At 71.8% G+C, this 14,585-nt stretch carries 15 protein-coding genes; 12 read left to right on the top strand and 3 right to left on the bottom strand.

Going from position 1 to position 14,585, the window contains the following annotated elements; genetic code table 11:
• Positions 1–233: 233 nt before the first annotated feature.
• The 12 genes from VLK66_RS18460 (at position 234) to VLK66_RS18405 (ending at position 10,700) form a co-directional block, all read left to right on the top strand.
• Positions 234–1,466, top strand: coding sequence for a di-heme oxidoredictase family protein (locus tag VLK66_RS18460; protein WP_325310937.1), 1,233 nt, complete (start codon positions 234–236; stop codon positions 1,464–1,466).
• Positions 1,467–1,884: 418 nt separating this feature from the next.
• On the top strand, positions 1,885–2,343 hold the full coding sequence (locus VLK66_RS18455) for a GNAT family N-acetyltransferase (RefSeq protein WP_325310936.1): 459 nt from the start codon (positions 1,885–1,887) through the stop codon (positions 2,341–2,343).
• A 372-nt stretch (positions 2,344–2,715) separates the two neighbouring features.
• The gene (locus tag VLK66_RS18450) at positions 2,716–3,165 is read left to right on the top strand and encodes a hypothetical protein (protein ID WP_325310935.1); all 450 of its coding nucleotides are present in this window, start codon (positions 2,716–2,718) and stop codon (positions 3,163–3,165) included.
• A 14-nt stretch (positions 3,166–3,179) separates the two neighbouring features.
• The gene (locus VLK66_RS18445; protein WP_325310934.1) at positions 3,180–3,968 is read left to right on the top strand and encodes an alpha/beta hydrolase; all 789 of its coding nucleotides are present in this window, start codon (positions 3,180–3,182) and stop codon (positions 3,966–3,968) included.
• Between the two features lie 475 nt (positions 3,969–4,443).
• A complete protein-coding gene (locus VLK66_RS18440) occupies positions 4,444–4,905 on the top strand; it encodes a hypothetical protein (RefSeq protein ID WP_325310933.1) in 462 nt (153 codons plus the stop codon).
• Positions 4,906–4,936: 31 nt separating this feature from the next.
• Positions 4,937–5,359 (top strand): hypothetical protein, encoded by a 423-nt coding sequence (locus VLK66_RS18435; protein ID WP_325310932.1) that lies wholly within the window; start codon positions 4,937–4,939, stop codon positions 5,357–5,359.
• An 89-nt stretch (positions 5,360–5,448) separates the two neighbouring features.
• Positions 5,449–7,119: a hypothetical protein gene (locus VLK66_RS18430; RefSeq protein WP_325310931.1), complete on the top strand. Its 1,671-nt coding sequence runs from the start codon at positions 5,449–5,451 to the stop codon at positions 7,117–7,119.
• Positions 7,120–7,174: 55 nt separating this feature from the next.
• On the top strand, positions 7,175–7,609 hold the full coding sequence (locus VLK66_RS18425) for a YciI family protein (protein WP_325310930.1): 435 nt from the start codon (positions 7,175–7,177) through the stop codon (positions 7,607–7,609).
• 329 nt (positions 7,610–7,938) lie between these two features.
• Positions 7,939–8,571, top strand: coding sequence for a hypothetical protein (locus tag VLK66_RS18420; protein WP_325310929.1), 633 nt, complete (start codon positions 7,939–7,941; stop codon positions 8,569–8,571).
• A 252-nt stretch (positions 8,572–8,823) separates the two neighbouring features.
• Positions 8,824–9,192: a hypothetical protein gene (locus VLK66_RS18415; RefSeq protein ID WP_325310928.1), complete on the top strand. Its 369-nt coding sequence runs from the start codon at positions 8,824–8,826 to the stop codon at positions 9,190–9,192.
• 43 nt (positions 9,193–9,235) lie between these two features.
• Positions 9,236–9,730, top strand: a complete 495-nt coding sequence (locus tag VLK66_RS18410; RefSeq protein ID WP_325310927.1) for a hypothetical protein — start codon at positions 9,236–9,238, stop codon at positions 9,728–9,730.
• A gap of 292 nt (positions 9,731–10,022) precedes the next feature.
• The gene (locus tag VLK66_RS18405) at positions 10,023–10,700 is read left to right on the top strand and encodes a hypothetical protein (RefSeq protein WP_325310926.1); all 678 of its coding nucleotides are present in this window, start codon (positions 10,023–10,025) and stop codon (positions 10,698–10,700) included.
• 50 nt (positions 10,701–10,750) lie between these two features.
• Here the strand turns inward: VLK66_RS18405 and VLK66_RS18400 are convergent, their stop codons facing one another.
• The 3 genes from VLK66_RS18400 to VLK66_RS18390 all read right to left on the bottom strand — a co-directional run bounded on the left by VLK66_RS18400 (position 10,751) and on the right by VLK66_RS18390 (position 14,443).
• Positions 10,751–12,127 carry an aldehyde dehydrogenase family protein gene (locus VLK66_RS18400; RefSeq protein WP_325310970.1) on the bottom strand — a complete coding sequence of 459 codons (1,377 nt, stop codon included), beginning with the start codon at positions 12,125–12,127 and terminating at the stop codon, positions 10,751–10,753.
• Between the two features lie 237 nt (positions 12,128–12,364).
• Positions 12,365–13,159, bottom strand: coding sequence for a gamma-glutamyl-gamma-aminobutyrate hydrolase family protein (locus VLK66_RS18395; protein ID WP_325310925.1), 795 nt, complete (start codon positions 13,157–13,159; stop codon positions 12,365–12,367).
• Between the two features lie 516 nt (positions 13,160–13,675).
• Positions 13,676–14,443 carry a glucose 1-dehydrogenase gene (locus VLK66_RS18390; protein WP_325310924.1) on the bottom strand — a complete coding sequence of 256 codons (768 nt, stop codon included), beginning with the start codon at positions 14,441–14,443 and terminating at the stop codon, positions 13,676–13,678.
• Between the last annotated feature and the right edge of the window lie 142 nt (positions 14,444–14,585).

Raw genomic sequence — 14,585 nt, 5'->3', positions numbered from 1 at the left:
GAGCCGTCCGGCCGCCGGACACCCAGGGACGACATTCCCAAGCGCTCCCCACCGAGTGCCCGAACCCCTGCCCGGCCCCGCGTCGCGACGCCCGGCTGGCGGGGGTTCCGTTGCATGCGCACGGAGCGGCACGCGCGAGGGTCCGGCACCCCTCCCGGCGCGCCGCGGCATCCGTTCCGCATGCGCCGCAACGTGCACCGTCCGGCCACCCACCAACGCGCCCCGGAGGTCGCATGCGCCGCGCGGCCCAGGTACCCCTCACGCTCCTCTTCGGCTTGCTGGTCGCGGCCTGCGTCGACGACCGCAAGGGTCCATCGCCCACCTCCACCCTGGTCGTTCCCGAAGGCCCCGCGCACGCCGCGTCGGCGGCGGGAACGACGCTCGGACAGCCCATCTCCGGCCTGACGCTGGCCCAGCTCGCCGCGTTCAACCGGGGCAAGGTGCTGTTCGACAAGACCTTCTCGCAGACCAACGGCCTGGGGCCCATCTTCAACGCCAGCTCGTGCTCGGAGTGCCACGGCGAGGACGACGGCGTGCTGGGCGGAACGGGCGACGAGGTCGAGACGCACTTCACCAACGTGCGCAGCGACGGCAGCTGCGACCTGCTGACGGCCAAGGGCGGGTTCGTGCACCAGGACTCGGTCACGCCCAAGCTGTTCGCCGCCACGGGGCTGACCAGCGAGCCCTTCCCCACCGTGACGCACGCGCGGGGGTCGCGGACCGTGCCGGACCTGTTCGGGTTCGGGCTGATCGCCGCCATCCCCAACGCGGCCATCGTGAACCAGGAGGACCCGTACGACTACAACTACGACGGGATCTCGGGGCGCGCGCACTACACGTCCGCGGGCGACATCGGCAAGTTCGGGCACAAGGCCAACGAGGGGAGCGTGACGCTCTTCAACGCCGGCGCCCTGCTGAACGAGATGGGGATCACCAACAAGTTCAACCTGGCCGAGAACAACATCGGCGGGATGCCCATTCCGTTCGGCGTGGACCCCGCGCCGGAGCCGGAGATCAGCGGAACGGACTTCGACGACCTGAACTCGTTCGTCATCTTCCTGGCGCCGCCGCCCACGGTGCCGCTGACCACGCAGAGCGCCTCGGGGCGCGACCTGTTCAACTCCATCGGCTGCGCGGGGTGCCACACGGCGCAGTACACCACCACCGACGTGGGCATCGCCGCACTCAGCTACCGCACGGTGCGGCCGTTCAGCGACTTCCTGCTGCACGACATGGGCGCCGAGAACGTGGACATCTGCCTGGACCAGGCGCGCACGCGCGAGTTCCGCACGGAGCCGCTGATGGGCGCGCGCTTCATGGAGGTGTTCATGCACGACGGCCGCGCCAGCACCATCCAGGAGGCGGTGGCCGCGCACGGCGGCGAGGGCGCCAACGCGCGCACGCGCTTCCGCAACCTGACCCTCACCCAGCAGGCCGCGGTGGTCGCGTACGTGAACTCGCTGTAACGGCAGGGATGGTTCTGGAAGATGGAGATGGATTGAACGTCGAGGGGCCGCTGCCGGGCGGCCCCTTCGGCGTTTGGGTGCGAAAGTGCGAGAGTGCGAGAGTGCGAAAGTGTGCATCCCTCTCTGCTCCGCTGATTCTCCGCGCGACTGATTTTTTCCTGACTCGGCCCAGCGCTGCGCGCGTCCAGGAGAGGATGAAAGGAGATCGATCGTGAGCGCCGATGCCGCGGAATGAGCGCAGCAGCTTCGCGCAGTTTGCGAGGCTTTCCGTGGTTGTTGCTGCGGCTTCAGTCGCCGGTGATCGGCTGCGCCCGGAACTTTCCAACCCTGTCGGATGACGGATGGACCCCGCGGCTCGCGCGCGGCGTACACCATCTCCCGTCGCCCCGATTCTCCCCACCACCCGCCGAGACTTCCGATGCGCATCCGTCCCGTCCAGCCCGGCGACCGCGCCGAGTGGCTGCGCATGCTCCGCGCGCTGTACGACGGCACTGTGGAGGCCGACCACGCGGAGGACGTCGACGGCTTCCTGGCCGCGCGCCCGGCGGGGCGGCCGCACACGCAGGCGGTGTTCGTCTGCGAGCGGGAAGATGGCGCGCTCTGCGGCCTGCTCGAGCTCTCCCTGCGCAACTATGCCGAGGGCTGCGAGGGCGAGACGCCGTACGTGGAAAGCTGGTTCGTGGACGCGGACGTGCGCGGCCGCGGCATCGGCGCGCTGCTGATGCGCGCCGCGGATGCGTGGGCCCGCGAGCGCGGCTATACGGAGATAGCGTCCGACACGCTGCTGGACAACCACGCCAGCGAGCGCGCGCACCTCGCCGTGGGATTCGAGGAGGTGGAGCGCACCATCCACTTCCGCAAATCACTCGCGCCGTAGGCTTTACTGCGCTGCCCCCGGCGCGCCGCGGGCCCTCTCCCTGGCGACTGCCCGGCGCGACTGCGTCGCGTCCGGGCAGCGCCTGTCCCTCCCCCAAAACTGCCTGGGGGAGGGACGGTTCTTGCGCGGCCAGCAGGCATCGGCGCACGGATCGGCTCCGGCGTGGCAGGATGCCGGATTGACCGCGATGATGCGGGAAAGCAGTCCCGCAGGGACTTTGTGCTGTTGTTGCCCGCGAATTCCATTCGCCTTTCATCCCCGCAGGCGAGTCCACATCGGCCAGCCGGGCTTGCGGCGGGCGCGCGGGATGGTAACGTCCGTTTCGTGGCCGCTCCCGCCCCGCTCGCCGACGCACGTGCTCCGGAACGATCGATGAATTCCGACCTGATGCGCGGAAAGCTCATCCCTATGCTCATCGCGGTGCTGCTCGCGTGCGCCGGGTGCTCGTGGGGGATTGATCGCGGGATGGAGTTTCCGCCGCTGGACGCGGGGGTGACGATGGCCGTGGTGCGGCACGGGCAGGCGGCGTCTTCGGAGGAACGGCGCGACACCATCCGCGATCCCGCCCGGCTGCGCGCGCTGGTCCGCTTCGTGGATGAGCGCCGCGCCGGCTGGGAGCAGCCGTGGTACGGCGTCCCCGTTCCCTACACCATCGTGGAGTTCCGCGCGGGGAGCGAGATGGAGGGCTCGTTCGGCATCGGAACCAACTTCTTCGAGACGCTGCGGAACGGGGATTTCTACTCCCGCGCCGCCTCGCGCCAGGAGTTGGCGGAGTTCAGCCGCCTCATCGGCGAGCCGCCGCCATCCGGGACGCGGCGGTGATGGCGGACGGCGGGATGGCGGGCTTCATCCGGGCCGGCGGCGCGCGGCTGGAGTACCGGTGGGCGGGACCGCGGCCGGACCGCGCGCCCACGGTGGTGTTCCTGCACGAGGGGCTGGGGAGCGCCGGGCTCTGGCGCGACTTCCCCGTGCGGCTGGCGGCGGCGACGGGGTGCGGGGCCGTCGCCTGGTCGCGCGCGGGGTACGGCGCGTCCGATCCCGTTTCCCTCCCCCGCCCCGTCCGCTTCATGCACGACGAGGCGGCGGTGCTCGGCGAGGTGATCGGGGGACTGGGGATCGGCGGCCACGTCCTCTTCGGCCACAGCGACGGCGCCTCCATCGCCCTGATCCATGCGGGGAGCGCGCCGGCGCCGGGGCTGCGGGGGATGGTGCTCGAGGCGCCGCACGTGTTCACCGAGCCGCACGGGCTGGCCAGCATCGCCGCGATCCGCGACGTGTACCGCACCACGGACCTGCGCGAGCGGCTGGCGCGGCACCACGGCGCCAACGTGGACGTGGCCTTCCGCGGCTGGAACGACGTGTGGCTCGATCCCGATTTCCGCGCCTGGAACATCGAGGCGTATCTCCCCGCCATCCGCGTCCCCGCGCTCGTCGTCCAGGGCGAGGACGACGAGTACGGCACCTGGCGCCAGGTGGAGGCCATCCAGCGCCAGTCCGGCGGCCCCGTCGCCGTCCTCCCCATCCCCCAATGCGGCCACTCCCCCCACCGCGAGCACCCCGACGCGGTCCTCGCCGCCGCCGCCGCATTCGTGCGCCGGGTGATCGGGAGCGGCGCGGAGCGCTGACCCCGAGAAGGACAACAGCGAGAGCAGAAGCTGACGGTGCGTGAGGAGAGATCCTGCCCGCCAGGCTGGCCCCCTCCCCCGGCCCCTCCGCCCGCTCCGCGGGAGAGGGGAGAACTCACCGCTACCGAACTTCGGAGCTGCTGGGATGTTGGGCTCGGGCTTCGCGCCACACCTCCGCGGACGCATGCGCAATCACCTGCGCGCCGCGTTCGAAGTTACCCCCTCCCGTTATCGGGGCCCGTTATCGGGAGGGGGTACGCGGCCCCAGCCGCGGGGGGAGGGCCTCGCGGGCTCGCGAGGGAAGGTCCACACGGCCAGGGCCCCGCGAAACCTCCCCCGACAATAAAAATCGTATGCCTTTCCGCCGCACCCGCTTATGTTGAGGGGAGGATGATGATGGACGGTTCGACCCTGCGCTGGAAATCCTGCCGGTAATCCCTCTGTTACAGCGGAACCCTTGAACACCGAGGACATCATGAAGCGGAAGTTGCGGAGCCTCTCGGTCACGGTCGGGCTGATCGTGGGCGGAGCGGCCTTCGGCGCGGTCACGGCGGTGCTTGCGCTCGCGATCGCGATGGCGATCACCGGACAGCTGGGGAACCTGTCCACGGTCGGGCTGCTGGGCTTCGTCACCGCCGTGGGCGCGGTGCTGGGGATGGCCTTCTACCCCGCCGCCGTGTGGATGCTGATGCGCCGCGTCCCCGTCTGGATCGCGCTCCTCGGCACCGGCGCCGCCACCGTGGCCGGCGGGGTGACCGGGTGGATGATCCCGGCCCGTGATCCCTTCCAGGCCATCCTGATCGGCGCCACCTCCGAGGCGAGCGCGGTGCTGGACGCCACCGCAGGCGCGGTGATCGGCTTCCTCGTCGCCGCCGTGCTGCTGCGCATCACCGCCACGCGCGACGCGCGACGCCAGCCCCGCGTCTCCGTCGCGTGACACGCGGCATCTCCATCCGACGGCGAACGGCATGAGCCAGGCGCGACGCATCCTCGCCGTCACCGCGGGCCTGATCGTGGGCGGTGCGCTCTTCGGCGCCGTGGCGGCCATCGCCACGCTGGTCATCGGCCTGGCGGTGAGCGGGGGGCTGGAGGCGCTCGACCTCCGCGCGCTGCAGCTGGTGGGCGGCGTGGGCGCCGTGCTGGGCGGCGTGCTTTTCCCCGCCGCCGCGTGGCTGCTGATGCGCACGGTGCCGATCGGCCTGGCGCTGCTGGGGACGGTGGCCGGCACCGTCGCGGGCGGCGCGGCCGGGTGGCTGCTGGCGGCCAGCGAGTTCGGCCAGGTGGTGCACGTGCTCATCGGCGGGGTGATCGGCTTCGTCGCCGCCTCGGTGCTGCTGCGCATCCGCGCCGGGCGGGCCCCGCGCGTGCGGCAGCGCGTCTCCCCCGGCTGACCCGCATCTCCATCCCCCGATTCCGAAGTGCGTTCGTCCGGGAGATGATTCCCACGAGCGCCGATCGCCATCTCCATCGACCGAACGCCATGAAGCCGAACCTCCTCCCGCTCGCCCTGGCCGCGCTGGCCGCGACCGCCCCCGCCGCGCTCGCGCAGGAGCCGCCGCACGCGCACACGCACCAGCCGGGGGAAGCGGCGCCGCGGCTGGGGACGGTGCGCTTTCCCAACTCCGGCGCGGCGGCGGCGCAGGCGCCGTTCCTGCGCGGGCTGGCCTTCCTGCACAACTTCGAGTACGAGGACGCGGCCGACGCCTTCAAGGCGGCGGAGCAGGCGGATCCGCGCTTCGCGATGGCGTTCTGGGGCGAGGCGCTGACCTGGTCGCACCTGGTCTGGGGTGAGGAGGACCTTCCCGCCGCGCGGGCGGCGCTGCGGCGGCTGGCGCCCACGCCGGAGGCGCGGCTGGCGCTGGCCGGCACCCCGCGCGAGCGGGCCTACGGCGCGGCGATCGAGGCCTTCTTCGCGGACGCGCCGACCGCGGTGCGCACCGCCGCCTACGCCGACTCGCTGCGCGCGCTGGCGGCCCGCGACACCATGGACCTGGAGGCGCAGGCCTTCGCGTCCCTCGCGCTGCAGACGGCGCTGTACACCGGCGCGGTGCCGCCCGAGCGGCGCGCGGCCGTCCGCGACGCGGCCATCACCCTGGCCGAGCGCGTCTTCCGCGTCAGCCCGCAGCACCCCGGCGCGGCGCACTACCTGATCCACGCCACCGACGCCCCCGGCTTCGCGCAGCGCGGGCTGGCGGCGGCGCGCGCGTACGCCCGCATCGCGCCGGACGCGGACCACGCGCTGCACATGCCCTCGCACATCTTCCTGCAACTGGGGATGTGGGACGACGAGGTGAGCTCCAACGAGCGCGGGTGGGCGGCGTCGCGGGCGTGGGTGGCGCGTCGGAACGCGTCGCCGATGGCGCTGGGCTTTCACGGGCTGATGTGGCTGCAGTACGGCTACCTGCAGCAGGGCCGCTTCCGCGCCGCCCGCGCCCTGGTCGACACCGCGCACGCCGTTCTCGCCGGCACCGACCTGGCCGCCGCCGATGCGGCGGAGGCGGCCGACGCGCGGCTGGTGGAGCCCGCGCTGCGCTTCGCCTTCGCCGCGGGCACGGGGGATTGGGCCGCGGCATCCACCTCCGGCGCGTCGCGCCCGGGACCGCCTTCCGCCGCGGCTACGATGCGCGCGTGGTCGTTCGCCAACGTCGCCGCGTTCCAGCAGGCCGCCGCCGCGGCGATGCGGGGCGACGCCACGCAGGCGGAGGAGACGGCCGCCGCGTTCCAGCAGCTGCTCGACGCCGGGAGCGCGGGGGGCGGGGGCGTGCCCGTGTACGCAAGGGAGCTGCGCGCCCTGGCCGCCCGCGCGCGCGGCGACCGCGCCGGCGCGATCGCGCTGATGCGCGAGGCCGCGGAAACGGAGGATCGGACGCAGCCGGTGGGGCCGCCGTGGTGGATGCCCGCGCACGAGCTGCTGGGCGCGTGGCTGCTGGAGAGCGGCGACGCGCGCGGCGCGGCGGCGGCGTACGAGGCCGGGCTGCGGCTGATGCCGAACCGCTCGGCGGCGCTGCTGGGCCTCGCCCGCGCCCGCGCCGCCCAGGGCGACCGCGCCGGCGCCGCCGAGGCGGCCGGGCGCCTCCTCCAGAACTGGCGCCACGCCGACGCCGACGCGCCCGGGCTGGCCGAAGCGCGCCGGCTCGCCGCCGCGCGGTGACGCGTCGCCGCCGGGTCCGAGATCTTTCCATCACTGAGAATTCCGAAGAGAGAACGTGCGCGCACGCCTGAAGATCGCCCTCGTCCTGTGCTTCGCCGCCGCCGCCGCAGGGAGCGCGTGGACCTCCGCCGCGCGCGCCCGCCCCGCCGCGGAGCCCGCGTACGTGGTTCTGCTGCGGCTGCGGTGGGACCTGTACGCGCAGTGGAAGGAAACCGGGCGCTGGCCCAGCGACAGCGCCGCCAACGCGGCGCTGGACGGGCACGTGCGCTACTGGGACGAGCAGCGCCGCGCCGGGCGCGCCATCCTGGCCGGCGGGATGAAGGGCGATTACTGGGACAACGCGGCGCTGATCGTGTTTCGCGCGGCGTCGCAGGCGGAAGCGGACTCGGTGGTGCGCCAGGACCCCGCCGTCCGCGCGCATGTCTTCCAGTCACAGGTGCGCGGCTTCGACGTGAGCTGGGTGGGCGCCGCATCGCCGCCCGCGCGCTGACGCGGCCGCGAGGACGATTTCCGCGCCCCCGCACGCACCCGCGTCCGGGGGCGCTCCGTCTCTGCCTCCGCCGTCTCCACGCCGCCTTCCGCCGGGACGCCGCTGTCCCACCTTGGCCGTTCCGTGTCTCGCCCGAGGCGTGGACCCGAGGCGGCCGCTCCCATTCAGCTATTCCGCATCTCCAATATTCGCTTGAAGATGGGCGGCGTGGGCCGTCTACGGTCCGCGACGTGCCTTGTCGGACCCCGCGCGGCCGGTGTGCGACGGCGGCATCCACGTGGCACCCACCGCATCTCCCCGCTCTTCCCTTCATCTTGCGAGAAAAGCACATGCGGATTCGAATCGCGCTCGCCCTGGCGCTCTGCGCCGCCGCGGCCCCGCTCCACGCGCAGCGGGGCGACTCCGTGTACCACGGCGCCGGCTACGACCTGGTGCTCCCCGCCCGCTACCGCTTCCTGTCCACGAGGGACGCCGCGGGGAACGGGTACCAGCTGCGGACCTACGTGTTCGGGAACAACGCCGGCGCGGTGATGGTGCTCCGCATGGGGCTGAGCCGCGAGCTGAACGACACGAGCATCGCCACACGCCGCGCGGTGCTGCAGATCATGCGCGCCGCGATGCTGCAGGCCGCCGGCAACATGCGCCTGGACGGCGAGCCGGCCGAGATCGTGCGCGACGACCGCGTGACGCTGCGCACGCCCGTCGTCTTCGCGGCCGACGGGCGCCAGGTGCGGACACAGATGGACCTGTCGGTCTCGCGCCAGGGTCCGGTGGTGGCGTGGATGGTGCTCGCGGTCCGCGTGCGCCCCGGCCCGCGCGACGAGGAGATCGCCGCGCGGGCGCTGGATTCGTTCCGCGTCACCGGCGTGGACGGCACGGATGCGGATGAAGAGGACGACGCCAGCGCCGTCGTGTCCGCGGGTGCCCGGTCCAAGTCCGGCGACCTGGGCGCGAAGCCCTGACGCCCCCGGCACCGGCTGGCGAAGATCGGGAAGGAGGCGGATGATGATGGCGGAGCGCGAGCCCGCGTCTCCGCCGGGATGCATGGACTCCGGCGTGGACGCGGATGCGCGCGCCGGGGGGGGGGGCGGGCCCATGCGCCGCATCGCCCGCGAGCGATCGCCATCCCCACATCCTCCAGTCGGCACGCGCGTTGCCGCGAGGATGCGCGTCCCGGCGCGATTCGCTCCCGATCCCCATCCCCCCGAATGCCCATGCGAATCTTTCACACGCTTCCGCTCGCCGCGGCGCTGCTGGCCGCCTGCGCCACTCAGCCCCGCGCGGCCGGCCCCCCCGCCGCCGCCGCCGAGCCCTGCCAGGGCCGGTGCGTGGTGCTGGTCGACAACCCCTCGGCGCGCCCGCTGGACGTGTACTTCAACGGCATCGCGGATAGCGCGCCGCAGCTGCTGGGCACGGTGAACCCCCGCGGCACCGCGCACCTGGTGGTGCCGGTGAGCGACGCGGGGTGGGTGCTGCTGACGGTGCGGGAGCGCCCCAACGGCTTCGTGATCGACTCGCGGCGCGTACGCCTGAGCCTGGGCCGCGAAGCCGAGTTCCGGATCGACATGAACCGGATGAGATGAGCCGTTCTCCCGCCTTTCCCACTTCCCCGAACCGATGATGCCGATGAGAATGAAGCGGATCCTGCCGGCCGCCGCGCTGCTCGCGGCGGCGGTCCTCCCGCGCGCCGACGCCGCCGCGCGCGCGCCCGCCGCGCCGCCGCCGTACCGCCTTTCGCTGCGGGCGATGCTGTTCTACACCGACAAGGGCACCTTCTCGCCGGACCTGATCGCGCGCCCGGTGGACCTGTGGAACACGCCGGCGGGCGAGGGCCGCGCGGGCGGCTCGTCCAACGCCACCCTCGTGGTCGCCGTCGTCACCGGCGAGGCGGGGAGCTACCTCCCCGAGCGGAAGGTGGAGCTGACGGTCACGGAGCGCGGCCGCACCACCTTCCAGCGCTCGCAGGAGACGGGGATCATCACCACGCAGGGGCGGACGTACGTGGCCTTCTGGCTGTACGGCACCGGCTGCTCGCGCCTGCGCCTCTCCGCGCGCATCACCGGCCAGACCCCCGCCGGCGCGCCCGTCACCGCCACGATCCCCTTCGCGTGCGGAGAGTAGGAGGATCGATCCTTTACAGGTGAAACCCTGTCCCACTCCCGCTCATCGTCACCCTTGCTCATGCACGGCCCCTAAGAAGCCGTGTCGGAGGCGGCAAATCAGTGTGGTGGAGAATGGACATCAGAACTGCGTATATCTGCATCCGCCCCCCCCCGCAACCACAGCTGAGGGTGGACATTGACGGCAAGGGCGACGAGTTGGAGCTTGCCTGCGCGAGTTAGAGTGATCGGCCAAGCGGCGAAAGTGAAGTCGGGGCAGTAGAATCCCTTTCCCTTTGAGCCTCGAGAGCAAAATGACGGCAACCCTCGTAAAGCAGGGCATCCGCGAGAAGATCGCAGCGCTGTATGCAGTGCGAGCCCCGGAGAACGAGCACTCGTTGGGCGAACTGATCGCGATGTTCCGCGACAATCACGCTGAGGCCATGCGGTCTTTCAACCGGCTGGTCATTGGATTCGTGCTTGTCTGGATCCTGTGTTACCTCATCTCGGCCGGGATCATAAAGGAGGGAGAGATCGCATCGTTCAAGCTTAGTGAGATCTCACTGCTCCTGCTCGCAGGTCCTCCCCTACTTGGTGCCCTGTTCTACCTGGTCGTCGCCACCATGGTCGGCGCCGAAATCCTGATGAACGCAATCTCGGAGGATCTTCGGTACCGGCTGCCCAAAGCGTACGAGATGGATCTGGAGTACCTTCTGTCGCCGCCCAATGCTATCAGTGTGGAGCGATATCTGGAGAGGGAAACCAATTCTCAATGGATGAACACTATTCGCGACTGGTGGATGAAGTCCTTCCTGTTCTTCCTGTTCTTCGGGAGTCTGGTGGGAATCTTCCACGCCGCCTTCCTTGCGTGGAATGTCCATCGTTTTCCTTGGTTCGTATTGCTGCCGTCCTACGGGCTTGGCTTGCTTTTTTGGCTCCGCGGAATGCTCCTAGCCTACGTCGGAGCGGAGATCGCAAACAAGAATGCGTGACTCCACAGGAGCGCGGGCGGCCTAAGCCGCCCGCGAGCGCATATCGGCGATCAGGCGATGCCGCAGGTCGGGTTCAGGTGATACGCCTTGGGCTGCACGAACGCGCGGATGCCGATGGTCCCGAGCGTGGAGCCGATTCCGGAGTGGCGGCGGCCGGTCCACGGGAGGCGCGGGCTGACGCGGTCGCAGCAGTTCCAGTAGACGGTGCCCGCGTCCACCTGCCGCAGCACGCGCTCGGCGCGGTCGCGGTCGGGGGTGTAGACGGCCGCCGTCAGCCCGTACTCGGTGTCGTTCATCCGCCGCACCGCGTCCTCGTCCCCCTCCACCTCCATGATGCCGATGACGGGGCCGAAGGTCTCGTCGCGCATCACCTTCATCTCGTGCGTCGCGCCGGCCAGCACCGTCGGCTCCCAGAACCATCCCCGCCCCTCGCGCGCCCGGCCGCCTGCCAGCAGCGTGGCGCCGCGGCGGACGGCGTCGTCCACCTGCTCGCGCAGCACGTCCAGCTGCGGCCTGCGCGCCAGCGGGCCCACGTACGTCGCCTCGTCCGCCGGGTCGCCGACCGCGTAGCCGCGCACCGCCTCCACGAAGGCCTCCGTGAACTCGCGGGCGATGGAGCGGTGGACGTACACGCGCTCGACCGCGCAGCAGCTCTGGCCGGCGTTGTAGAACGCGCCCTCTGCCGTCGCCGCGGCCGCCGCGGCGACGTCCACGTCGTCGCAGACGTACGCCGGGTCCTTGCCGCCCAGCTCCAGCTGCACGCGAATGAGCCGCCCCGCCACCGTCTCGGCGATGCGGCGCCCGGTGCCGTACGAGCCGGTGAAGAACACGCCGTCGATCCGCTGCTCCAGCAGGGACGCGCCGACCGGACCGGCGCCGACGACGGGCGCGAACACCTCGCGCGGGATGCCGGCGCGGTACAGCAGGTCGGCGATGGCCAGCCCCGTGAGCGTGGCGAACTCCGACGGCTTGTACAGTACGGCGTTCCCCGTGAGCAGCGCGGGGAGGAAGACGTTGGAGCCCACGAAGTACGGGTAGTTCCACGCGGAGATGTTGGCGACGACCCCCAGCGGCTCCCAGCGGATCCGCTCCTCCGTCCCTTCGGACTGCACGACCTCGTCGGCCACGGCGCGCTCCGTCTGCTCCGCGAAAAAGCCGATGCGCGCGGCCATGGCGGAGAGCTCGCCGCGCGCCTGGCGGATCGGCTTCCCCATCTCGCTGGTGAGCGTTGCGGCGAGATGGTCGGCTTCCGCGGCCAGCAGCTCGCCGAAGCGGCGGGCGCACGCCACGCGCTCGGCCACGGGGCGCGCGGCCCACGCCGGCTGGTGCTCGCGCGCGGTCCCCGCCTTCTGGCGCAGCGTTTCGGGGGTGTCCTCGTCCAGCTCCCGGATCACCTCTTCGGTGGCGGGATTCACGACCTGCAGCATGGGGATCACACCTTCTTCGTGGGTCTACATCGACGCGAGCCACAGGGATCGCCGTCGCCCGGCATCCAGCCCCTCTCCCCCCGGCCCCGTCCCCAAACCCGACTGGGGGAGGGGGAGACCTCAATGTGCGAAGAGGCTTCGGCGCACTCTGGATGCATCTTGCCCGCCTGGCTGGGCCCCCTTCCCCCCGGCCCCCTCCGCCCGCTCCGCGGGGGAGGGGGAGAACTAAGCTCGGGCTCAGGTTTTCGCTCCTCTCCGCATCTCCACCGCGCGGAGGAAGGCGGCGAGGACGGGGGTGCCGTGCAGGAGCGTGGCGTCGGCCGGGTCCTGGAACTCGGGGTGCCACTGCACGCCGTACGCCCACGGGCGCGCCGAGTCCGGGTCGCCGTCGCCGGCGGGGTCGTAGCGCACCGCCTCGACCACGCCGTCGTCGGGGCTGGCGGCCTCCACGCGCAGGCCCTCGCCCAGGCGGCGGAGGCCCTGGTGGTGGACGGTGTTCACGCGGCCGCCCTGCGCGCCGTCGTACAGCCGCGCGATCCACGAATCCGGCTCGAAGCGCACCTCGTGGAAAAGCTGGTCGTACACGTTCCAGTCGCGGTGCGTGCGGCAGGCGGGGTTCTGCGTGGCCAGGTCCTGCCAGAGCGAACCGCCCAGCGCCACGTTCATGATCTGCATCCCGCGGCACACGCCCAGGACGGGGATGTCGCGCTCGAGGCAGGCGCGCACCAGCGCGATCTCGTGCTGGTCGCGGATGGAGTCGCCGCCCCACTCGGGCTTCAGCGGCTCCTCGCCGTAGCAGCCGGGGCACACGTCGGAGCCGCCCTGCAGCACCAGCCCCTCCACCTCGCCCAGCAGGTCGCCGAGGGTGACGTCGCCCGCGGGAGTGGGGAGGATGAGCGGAAGCGCGCCGCCGCGCTGCAGCCAGTGCGTGAGCGATTCCTCCGCGTACAGCAGCGTCTTGCCCTTGAAGATGGGCCGCTGCGGGTCCGCGTGGAAAAAGCATGGCGCCACGCCGATGCGCGGGCGGCTCATGGGCGGCCTCCGGCGCGGCTGACGGTGCGATCGATGGGTGATGAGCGCGTCCGCGGCGCCGCGCCCTCTCCGGCCGGCTTAGGCCCTCCACCTCTCCCGTACCGGGAGAGGTAGCTGGACGAGATCGGTGCCGCGGGGCCGCATCCTGCCCGCCCGGCTCGTTTCCCCGGCATCACCGGCACGCGGAAGGATGGGGGCGATCGGAGGATGCAGGCGGCGCCGATGCTGGACAGCCCCCCTCGCCCGGAACGGGAGAGGGCGAGCGCTCCCAGGCGCGGGGAGAGGGCGGCGCGGGCGATCGGGCGCGCACCCGCGGGAGGGATGCGCGCCCGAAGGGCCGGGACGCCGCCGTGCGTGCGCGGATGCGGGAGGATCGACGGGATGCCGGGCGCGGCGGGGGCCCGGCGCGGTTGGCAACGGTCGTATCGTTGCCTACCGCGCGCGCAGCCCGGTTTGGCGCCTCGGCGCCAAACACGCCCAAACCCGCCGTTGCCGTTCATCCCCCGCGCCGCACGGTCAGAAGTAGTTGCTGGTGATGCCGCCGTCGATCACGATCTCGGCGCCGTTCGTCCACGTGCTCTCGTCGCTGGCCAGGTAGATCCCCGCGTTCACGATGTCCTCGGGGCGCCCGAAGCGGCCCGACGGATTGCGCGCCAGGCGGATGCGCTTGGCCTCGGGGTCGGAGAGCAGCCACTCCGTCATCAGCGGCGTTTCGATGGGGCCGGGGCAGAGCGCGTTGGTGCGCACCCCCTGTGGCCCGAACTGCACGGCCAGCGACTTGGTGAGGGCGATGACCGCGCCCTTGCTGGCCGTGTACGCGTCCTGCGGCACGCTGCACCCCACCAGCGCCACGAAGCTGGCGATGTTGATGACCGACCCGCCGCCGCCCTTCACCATCTGGGGGATGCCGTACTTGCAGCAGAAGTAGATCCCCTTGACGTTCACGCCGAGCGTGCGGTCCCACACGGACTCGTCGGTGTCGACGACGGAGCGGTCCTGCTCCATCATGATCCCCGCGTTGTTGTACAGCACGTCCAGCCGCCCGAAGCGCTCGACCGTGGCGGCGATGGCGTCGCGCACGTCGCTCTCCTTCGACACGTCGCAGCGCACGAAGAAGGCGTCGCCGCCGGCGGCCTTCGCGGCGTCGGCGGCCTCGCGCCCCGCGTCCTCCGTCACGTCGGCCACGGCCACGCGCGCGCCCTCGCGGCAGAACGCCTCGGCGGCCACGCGGCCCATGCCGCTGCCGCCGCCGGTTACGAAGATGACCTTGTTTTCGAGACGCATCGGGCTCCGGGGTGAAAAGTGCTGAGTGCTGAGTGCTGAGTGCTGAGTGCTGAGTGCTGAGTGCTGAGTGCTGAGTGCTGAGTGCTGAGTGCTGAGTGCTGAGTGCTGAGTGCTGAGTGCTGAGTGCTGAGTTCCGAGTGCC

Origin of the sequence: Longimicrobium sp., assembly GCF_035474595.1 — a bacterium.
Lineage (GTDB): Bacteria > Gemmatimonadota > Gemmatimonadetes > Longimicrobiales > Longimicrobiaceae > Longimicrobium.
Note: the sequence above shows the minus strand (reverse complement) of the source record. Positions and strands in the feature narration are given on the sequence as shown.

Excerpts from the sequence above, each read along its gene's own strand:
- VLK66_RS18430 (WP_325310931.1), top strand. The coding sequence starts at position 5,449 with ATGAAGCCGAACCTCCTCCCGCTCGCCCTGGCCGCGCTGGCCGCGACC.
- VLK66_RS18390 (WP_325310924.1), bottom strand. The coding sequence starts at position 14,443 with ATGCGTCTCGAAAACAAGGTCATCTTCGTAACCGGCGGCGGCAGCGGC.
- VLK66_RS18435 (WP_325310932.1), top strand. The coding sequence starts at position 4,937 with ATGAGCCAGGCGCGACGCATCCTCGCCGTCACCGCGGGCCTGATCGTG.
- VLK66_RS18415 (WP_325310928.1), top strand. The coding sequence starts at position 8,824 with ATGCGAATCTTTCACACGCTTCCGCTCGCCGCGGCGCTGCTGGCCGCC.
- VLK66_RS18440 (WP_325310933.1), top strand. The coding sequence starts at position 4,444 with ATGAAGCGGAAGTTGCGGAGCCTCTCGGTCACGGTCGGGCTGATCGTG.
- VLK66_RS18460 (WP_325310937.1), top strand. The coding sequence starts at position 234 with ATGCGCCGCGCGGCCCAGGTACCCCTCACGCTCCTCTTCGGCTTGCTG.
- VLK66_RS18410 (WP_325310927.1), top strand. The coding sequence starts at position 9,236 with ATGAGAATGAAGCGGATCCTGCCGGCCGCCGCGCTGCTCGCGGCGGCG.
- VLK66_RS18400 (WP_325310970.1), bottom strand. The coding sequence starts at position 12,127 with ATGCTGCAGGTCGTGAATCCCGCCACCGAAGAGGTGATCCGGGAGCTG.
- VLK66_RS18450 (WP_325310935.1), top strand. The coding sequence starts at position 2,716 with ATGAATTCCGACCTGATGCGCGGAAAGCTCATCCCTATGCTCATCGCG.
- VLK66_RS18405 (WP_325310926.1), top strand. The coding sequence starts at position 10,023 with ATGACGGCAACCCTCGTAAAGCAGGGCATCCGCGAGAAGATCGCAGCG.
- VLK66_RS18445 (WP_325310934.1), top strand. The coding sequence starts at position 3,180 with ATGGCGGGCTTCATCCGGGCCGGCGGCGCGCGGCTGGAGTACCGGTGG.
- VLK66_RS18455 (WP_325310936.1), top strand. The coding sequence starts at position 1,885 with ATGCGCATCCGTCCCGTCCAGCCCGGCGACCGCGCCGAGTGGCTGCGC.
- VLK66_RS18395 (WP_325310925.1), bottom strand. The coding sequence starts at position 13,159 with ATGAGCCGCCCGCGCATCGGCGTGGCGCCATGCTTTTTCCACGCGGAC.
- VLK66_RS18420 (WP_325310929.1), top strand. The coding sequence starts at position 7,939 with ATGCGGATTCGAATCGCGCTCGCCCTGGCGCTCTGCGCCGCCGCGGCC.